This window comes from Streptomyces sp. NRRL F-5122, assembly GCF_001507435.1.
Taxonomy (GTDB): domain Bacteria; phylum Actinomycetota; class Actinomycetes; order Streptomycetales; family Streptomycetaceae; genus Streptomyces; species Streptomyces lannensis.
Genome location: NZ_LMWH01000232.1, coordinates 1 through 202, shown reverse-complemented (window position 1 = coordinate 202; position 202 = coordinate 1). Strand labels below are relative to the sequence as shown.

Here is a 202-nt window from a genome sequence, read left to right as displayed (position 1 = left end):
GCGTTGCAGGGTGAGGGCAGCGGCGTGCTGGCTTGCGTACTGGCGGGCGTTGTCCAGCGACTGGGCGGCGCGGCCGACGAGTTCTTCGGCCAGGAGCAGATCGACCTCGTGGAACGGCACGGGATTCGTGGTGCGGACGAACAGGGCGACGCCCAGCAGGGCGCGTCGTGCGCGGATGGGCACGATCATGATCGAGTGCATG

At 68.8% G+C, this 202-nt stretch carries 1 pseudogene; it reads right to left on the bottom strand.

The window, feature by feature from the left end:
* A pseudogene (locus tag ADL25_RS23370) lies at positions 1 to 189 on the bottom strand (hypothetical protein); the annotation flags it as partial.
* Positions 190 to 202: the final 13 nt, after the last annotated feature.